Source organism: Nitrospirota bacterium (assembly GCA_016214385.1).
Lineage (GTDB): Bacteria > Nitrospirota > Thermodesulfovibrionia > UBA6902 > JACROP01 > JACROP01.
In genome coordinates this window covers 1-6799 of the sequence record JACROP010000050.1, presented here as the reverse complement: position 1 = coordinate 6799, position 6799 = coordinate 1, and the positions used below count along the sequence as shown (strand labels likewise).

Below are 6799 nucleotides of genomic sequence, written 5' to 3'. Positions count from 1 at the left end.
TTGAAATCAATTACAGCATTGTGACGAATGGATCCCTAATTACTCCAGAAATGGCGAGTTATTTTTTGAAATACGACGTGCCGATTGTCATTAGTTTAGATTCGCCGCATCGAGACGAACGGCTCCTGTCAACCGTGAAAAGTGCTTCAGAGGGAATAAGGAAAAACCTAGAGTTCTTAAAAAAGAATGGCAATAGAGTAGTTTTCAATGCCGTGTTCTCAAAAGAGACTTTTGATTTTTTCGACACTGCACTTGTCGATTTTGCTCTGGACTACAGCATTTACGAAATCGGGGTGCTGCTCGACCTCGATCCAGCATTTTATAAAAAGAAAAAAGCCTCTGACATCGTCAACAGGCTAATGGAGATATATACTTACGGTAAATCGAGAGGAGTCATTGTGACCGGGTACTGGCATATGATTTTCCAGAGAATGATCGTCCATGACCATTTCAAATACAACAGATTTAAGACGTGCTCTGCAACCGGTTGCCAGTTGAGCATAGAGCCATCCGGAGACGTATTTGCGTGCAAGGCGTCTTCGGGGTATTTTGGTCATATCTCAAAAATAGAGGATCTCTTATCATCAAACACCTATAAAGGATATGCGCTGCGAACGTTCCGCAATGCTTCGGAATGTGCTGGTTGTGAAATTGAAAGTTTTTGTTCAGGATTTTGTTTGGGACCACTCGAAAAGAAGTATAAAACAATACACGTCGTCGAAAAAAGTACATGTAAGGTTTACAAAGAAATGACGAGGAGGTTAATTCTGGATATTGAGAGAGACAGCATTGAAAACTACCGTATGAGAGGAAAATATCAATAACCGCTGAAGTCTGCGGAATGACGAATTGCGGTAAGCTGAGATTCCTTGCTTTTGTAAGTAATTCCTTGATTTTCAAGGGATTACAAGTTCTTAGAAAAGCTCTACTATTTTAACAGGAGGTGTTTTATGGCGCATGATTTTTATTGTGGAAATTGCAGTAGGTGGGTTGCAACCTGTGGATTTAGTGATAATAATCATTCTCTCCCATTTAGCTTCTCAGCAACATGCCAATGCGGGCAACGTGTATCTGGTTCTTGCGGGGGTGGAAAGTCTGTACCGATAGAAGAGAAAAAAGAAACCTTATTTCAAGTGAAATGTAAAAACTGTGAAACAGCTTTGTCGTATTTATTGAGTTCTTTGCAGGATAAGAGTCTTTCTATTGAAACGACATGTCCAAAATGTAATTCAAAAGAGGTAACAAAGGAAAAGATATAAATGGTCATACTTAAAGCTTACGAATGAAAAAAATGCACGCCATGTAAGAGAAAATTGATAGAGCAAAATTAATTGAGAAGCACTTAAAGTCCTGACGAAAATTTTATGCAGAAGGTCCTTTTAGAGCTCGGGCTCATAATCTTCGCAGGTTTCCTGTTCAAACAGGTGATGCCTGCGGAAGTGAATATTGTGTCACTGAAAAAGGCCATTAATGCATTGGTCTTTAATATATTTCTACCAGCACTATGTGTAATAGTGGTATACAGAGCAAAGATTGACACGGACACATTACTCCTTTCACCATCAGCACTCCTGACCCTCGCATTTACCTTAGCCCTTTCATTCGCTATTTACACCCTCCTCGGAAAACGCTTTAACATCAGCCCAAAGGAAAAAGGCACCTTGATCCTTGCATCCATATTTGGTAATAACCTCTATCTGGGGCTTCCTGTGATAACATGCCTTTATGGTCAGGAGGCAGGAAAGTATGTACTCTTTTATGCCTTTTTTGGGAGCACGCTTTTCCTCTGGACAGTCGGGGTTGCTGTGGCATCACATTATGGGAGAAGTGAACCATTCAGGGTCTCCAAATCTATAAAAACAATTCTAACCCTTTCACCCATCTGGGGATTAGCAGTCGGTATGATGCTGAATCTTTCAAATGCAAGTATGCCAGCCTTTTTTATCAGGCCTCTTGAGATGCTTAGTAGCCTCGTAGTTCCATTGATGACCTTTAGTATTGGCCTCAGTGTCTCAATGCCAAAGCAAAGACATACAGTAAGCATAGCCCCAGCAGTAATTATAAAGCTTCTTATAATGCCTTTTATCTCGCTGGTAGTAGCACGGTCTCTTGGACTTAATGGCGTGGCACTATCATCATGCCTCATTGAGGGGGCGATGCCAACAATGGTACTATCCCTATTGATAGCATCTCGATTTTGCCTTGATGTGGAACTTGCTGCACTAAGCATTGTTGTAACCACAGTGTCGGCATTTATAACACTCCCGCTGGTGATGCACGTAGCAGAAAAGATTATAACAACCTGGGGTGTTATCTGAATATGTCCCTTTAACCCACATAAAATTGCTATATCTCGAATCCTGCTTATTAAGCCATTATGTCTGGATATCGCTATATTTAAACTTGCAACCACATAATTTTTAGACAAAAACTCAAATTTTTTAGAAGAACGTCATAGAACACAGGCCTTGATAAGGATTAAGCTTTATTTAAGACCTTTAAACAACAAGTCGCTCAAACGGTTTTAGCAAAGATGAGCAGGAGGAAACAGCATGAAGGCGATTATTGAAATAAGCAATGGTCTATACCTTATCCGCATTAATAGAACTGAAGGGTCTCTGTGCGATGTGTATGTAGTGGAAGATATTGAATTTAAAATGCAGGATCAAAATGAAGGATGTATAAAGGTTATATCTAAGTCCTGAATGATAGTGTCGGAAAACTCGTAAATCATATAATACGTCATGCTGAACTTGGTTCAGCATCTAAAAAATCAATGTGATACGAGACCCTGAAACAATACTGAAACAAGTTCAGCACATGGTTCAGGGTGACATACATAAGATTGTCAGACACTATCTGAATATTTTTACAACAGGCGGATATGAAATGATAATTCTATGGGATGAGGATGAGAAGAGCCTTGCGCATGGTGGGCTTGCAGAGCAACAAACAGAAGATAATCAAACCGGTCTTTCGGAGCATGATCCCTTCACCCCATAGAGTCCCCCAGTTAGAAATGATTGGGAAATAATATTAGAACTTGCCGAATTATTTTTAAGCAATAGCATAATTTTGCAGAAGCAGCAAAACGTTTGTGAGGGCAAGTAGCGACTTTATTATCTGTCATTCCTGCGAAGGCAGGAATCCAGTATCTAATTACAAAGATATCTCCCCTGTTTTATGGATTTTCTCTGGATTCCCGCTTGCGCGGGAATGACGCTTACTGCAAAGAACCATTAATCTAAAGTTTTTACCCCACAAAAAATTTGCTACTTCCATTTTTACACAAAAATCCAAATTTTTTAGATAAAAATGAAAATAATGCGATTGGGAAAGCCTTAAGATTTATTTAAACAGAAATTAACGTATAACATATATCGTATAAATCGTTGCGACTCGTAACAGAGAGGGGGGTGTTTTATGAATAAGAAATGGCATATCTTTCTCACTGGAGGGCTGGCGTGTATAATGCCCAATATTATTGAATTCAGTTCAAAGGCATTAAGGGATGTTGTCCGATTTGAAATGATCACTTTAAATAGCATAATAAGCATCCTCCTTGGAGGAATTATTTTTATTGTGGTCGCCGGATTCCTTGTAACTTATATTCTCGGTGCAAAGGATATAAAGGACGCATTTTATAAGGGTGTTGCTGTGCCAACCCTCATAATATCTCTGGCCAATGGTGTGACCGCAACTGCTGTAAAAGTGCCATCTGTGCCCATTACTCATGATGGCTCTGCCATGAGCATTCCAGCAAACGCTGATAGGTCAACCTCCCCGCCGTTGGCGGGGTTCTTTATAAATGAGGCGTATGCAGATAATGATAATAAAACTGTTAATATTTCTCAGGGGACAGTTGAGTTTAATATTTCTCCTTCAAACATTAAAAATATAAAAATAACAATTATGGATACCGCAGGCAATATCATCGGAGAAGCACGTTCAGATGTTGCCCGCTTTAAAATGAATTATTTCCCCGGCAGTTACAGGTTCAGAATAGAGACAGAAGACCTTTATAGAGAGGTTGCAGTTGAGATAAACCTGAATAAGATTACTCCTGTAACTGTTGCCCTGGAGAAAAAGGGATTTACAGATCAGGTAATTCAGGGCATCAGACAACTTATGAAGAGATAGAAATTTAGTGTTATCTCTTCATAAGCCTCTCAACGCCCGGGAAGGCCGCAATGTTTGTGTGCGGTATGAAGAGTCCTGATATATATTCATCCATGAACCCACGCGACACCGAAAGCTCAAGGTATGTCATCTTCTTTGCTATTTCTTCTGCCTCCTCACGCATCTTTTTAGAAAGCAGGCATAAATATGCGCCTATAATGGATGTATTTCCGAGGAATTCAAATTTCTCCCTCGAAATGTCAGGGAGCATACCGAGGATTATCGCCTTATCAATATCGAGGAAATTGCCAAAGCCACCCGCGATGTAGACCTTCTGAACATCATCAAATGTATAGCCAACCTCTTTAAGGAGTATGGAAAGGCCTGCATAAATGGCTGCCTTTGCCCTTATTATGTTTTCTATATCCGGCTCTGTAAGGACTATGTCTTTTCCCTGAGTTGCTCCGCCACCAATTTCTGAATAAATAACAAATTCAGGGCCATCTTCGACACTTCTTATCCTTTTTGAACCGGACTCAGGCCTGAGCTTTCCCTTCTGGTCGATGATGCCGGTTAAAAACATATCAGCAATAGCATCAATCATGCCCGAGCCACAGATACCTACAGGTTTTCCGCCCCCGATAACTTTAATCTCAGGCTCAAGGGTTCGGGGATTAATCCTTACATCCTCTATGGCTCCCTCTGTAGCCCTCATGCCATGCCTTATGCCACTTCCTTCAAAGCAAGGGCCTGCCGAGCAGGCGGCTGTCACAAGCCAGTCAGAGTTTCCAAGAACTATTTCTCCATTGGTTCCAATATCCATAAACATGCAGAGCTCACTCTTTTTGTGGAGACTTGATGCAAGAACCCCTGAGACTATGTCTCCGCCCACATAGCTTGCAACACAGGGAAGGGCATATACAGGTGCATTGGGATTGACCTTTATCCCGAGGTGCCCTGCAAAGGCAAGGGGGAATATATTGGCGGTTGGAATGTATGGCTCTTCTCTTATTGGGCTGGGGTCAAGGCCAAAGAAGAGATGGGTCATAGTTGTATTGCCTGCAACAACAAGGCTGTCAATGCAGTCGGTGGTTATATGATGACTCTCCTTCAGGGGTGCGAGGAGTGTGTTTATATCTGTAATCACCGTATCCTTTAAATCCCTGAGGCCGTTATGCTCTGTTGCATGGACAATTCGTGTTATCACATCGTCGCCAAATCTTATCTGTGAATTATAGATAGAGGCAATATCTAAAAGATTTCCATTTATTAAATCAACTATATATACGACAATGGTAGTTGTCCCTATATCAATGGCAATTCCATATCTGTGTGTTCTTTTTCTGCCAGGAAAGATATTGATTACTTCTTTACAATCCTTAACATCCAAAATACACAGGGTTGTCTTCCACTTACCATCCCGCAGTGTTTTAGCAAGATTTTCAAGCAGCCTGAAGGGGATCCTTATATGTTCCATTCCACTGGAAAGAAGCCCTCTTTTAAGCCTTTCAAGGTCACTTATATTGTCATCGAGCGAAGGCGGAGGCAGTTCAAGGAAGACCCTCTTTGTAAGGGGCGATATTTCTGCGACAATGGAATGTAAAAGGGCATGGAGGTCTTTTGCCTTTCCTGTGGCAATCTTACCTTCAACAGTGAGGAGCGATTCTTTTGGTATCTCGATTAATAAATCTCCCTCTGGATAACTCTGACATGCAAGGACATAGCCTCTGCTGACTTCTTCCTTTGTAAGTTTTATTGTTGAAAGAGTTTTAAAAGGGCCTGACTTTACGTTTATTTTGCATTTGCCACAGGTGCCTTTGCCCCCGCAGGAGGCATTTAGATAGACCGCTGCTTTTTTGAGGCTTTCTAAGAGAGGTTCTTTAGGTGAGGCCGGCAGGGTCCTGCCTGAGAGTAGAGAGACCTTCATTTCATAAGTGCCCTTGCAGCCTCTATTGCAAAATAAGTGAGAATAATATCAGCACCTGCCCTTTTTATAGATGTGAGGACTTCCATCATGGCCCTCTTTTCATCAAGCCATCCAAGCCTTGCTGCAGCCTTGATCATTGAATACTCTCCGCTGACGTTGTAGGCTGCCACAGGCACATCAAATGCATCCTTCACATCAGATATTATGTCTAAATATGCGAGGGCAGGTTTTACCATTACAATATCAGCCCCCTCTTCGATATCAAGGGCAACCTCCTTAAGGGCCTCCCTCCTGTTTGGCGGGTCCATCTGATATGAGCGCCTGTCTCCAAACTTTGGCGTGGACTCAGCAGCCTCTCTGAAAGGCCCGTAAAATACAGATGCGTATTTGGCAGCATAACTCATTATAGGTATATGTTCAAAACCTTCTGAGTCGAGGGCATTTCTTATGGCAGAAACCCTGCCGTCCATCATATCTGATGGAGCAACAATATCTGCCCCGGCCTTTGCATGCGATACTGCCTCTTTTGCCAGAAGTTCAAGAGTAGGGTCATTCAGGATTGTTCCATTTTTGACAACACCACAGTGGCCATGGTCTGTATACTCACATAGGCATACATCTGTGATAACTAAAAGACCAGGCGCCCGGTCTTTCAGTGCCTTTATGGCTTTTTGCACAACACCTTTATCACTGTATGCCTCTGAGCCACGCTCATCTTTATGGTCCGGAATGCCAAATAGGAGAATAGAAGGT

The 6799-nt window shown here is 41.8% G+C and carries 8 protein-coding genes; 6 read left to right on the top strand and 2 right to left on the bottom strand.

Translation table 11 applies throughout. From position 1 onward, the window contains the following. Nucleotides 1-134: 134 nt before the first annotated feature. The 6 genes from HZC12_03335 to HZC12_03310 all read left to right on the top strand — a co-directional run bounded on the left by HZC12_03335 (nucleotide 135) and on the right by HZC12_03310 (nucleotide 4140). Nucleotides 135-824 carry an SPASM domain-containing protein gene (locus HZC12_03335; GenBank protein ID MBI5025761.1) on the top strand — a complete coding sequence of 230 codons (690 nt, stop codon included), beginning with the start codon at nucleotides 135-137 and terminating at the stop codon, nucleotides 822-824. Between the two features lie 126 nt (nucleotides 825-950). Then, nucleotides 951-1259, top strand: coding sequence for a hypothetical protein (locus HZC12_03330; protein MBI5025760.1), 309 nt, complete (start codon nucleotides 951-953; stop codon nucleotides 1257-1259). 105 nt (nucleotides 1260-1364) lie between these two features. Further along, complete coding sequence (locus HZC12_03325; protein ID MBI5025759.1) at nucleotides 1365-2318, top strand: AEC family transporter; 954 nt, start codon at nucleotides 1365-1367, stop codon at nucleotides 2316-2318. A gap of 234 nt (nucleotides 2319-2552) precedes the next feature. Then, nucleotides 2553-2705 (top strand): hypothetical protein, encoded by a 153-nt coding sequence (locus HZC12_03320; GenBank protein MBI5025758.1) that lies wholly within the window; start codon nucleotides 2553-2555, stop codon nucleotides 2703-2705. Nucleotides 2706-2778: 73 nt separating this feature from the next. Further along, a complete protein-coding gene (locus HZC12_03315) occupies nucleotides 2779-3003 on the top strand; it encodes a hypothetical protein (protein MBI5025757.1) in 225 nt (74 codons plus the stop codon). A 420-nt stretch (nucleotides 3004-3423) separates the two neighbouring features. After that, nucleotides 3424-4140: a hypothetical protein gene (locus HZC12_03310; protein ID MBI5025756.1), complete on the top strand. Its 717-nt coding sequence runs from the start codon at nucleotides 3424-3426 to the stop codon at nucleotides 4138-4140. Between the two features lie 10 nt (nucleotides 4141-4150). On the opposite strand, the gene HZC12_03305 is transcribed toward HZC12_03310, so the two are convergent. Both HZC12_03305 and hemB read right to left on the bottom strand, forming a co-directional pair. Continuing rightward, a complete protein-coding gene (locus HZC12_03305) occupies nucleotides 4151-6046 on the bottom strand; it encodes a DUF4445 domain-containing protein (protein MBI5025755.1) in 1896 nt (631 codons plus the stop codon). Continuing rightward, nucleotides 6043-6799 (bottom strand): porphobilinogen synthase (gene hemB, locus HZC12_03300; protein MBI5025754.1); only part of this gene is annotated, 757 nt, incomplete at its 5' end. The genes hemB and HZC12_03305, both read right to left, overlap by 4 nt.

What these genes read in the sequence shown, in the direction of transcription:
- HZC12_03330 (MBI5025760.1), top strand. Translation starts at nt 951, where the DNA reads ATGGCGCATGATTTTTATTGTGGAAATTGCAGTAGGTGGGTTGCAACC.
- HZC12_03305 (MBI5025755.1), bottom strand. Translation starts at nt 6,046, where the DNA reads ATGAAGGTCTCTCTACTCTCAGGCAGGACCCTGCCGGCCTCACCTAAA.
- HZC12_03310 (MBI5025756.1), top strand. Translation starts at nt 3,424, where the DNA reads ATGAATAAGAAATGGCATATCTTTCTCACTGGAGGGCTGGCGTGTATA.
- HZC12_03320 (MBI5025758.1), top strand. Translation starts at nt 2,553, where the DNA reads ATGAAGGCGATTATTGAAATAAGCAATGGTCTATACCTTATCCGCATT.
- HZC12_03325 (MBI5025759.1), top strand. Translation starts at nt 1,365, where the DNA reads ATGCAGAAGGTCCTTTTAGAGCTCGGGCTCATAATCTTCGCAGGTTTC.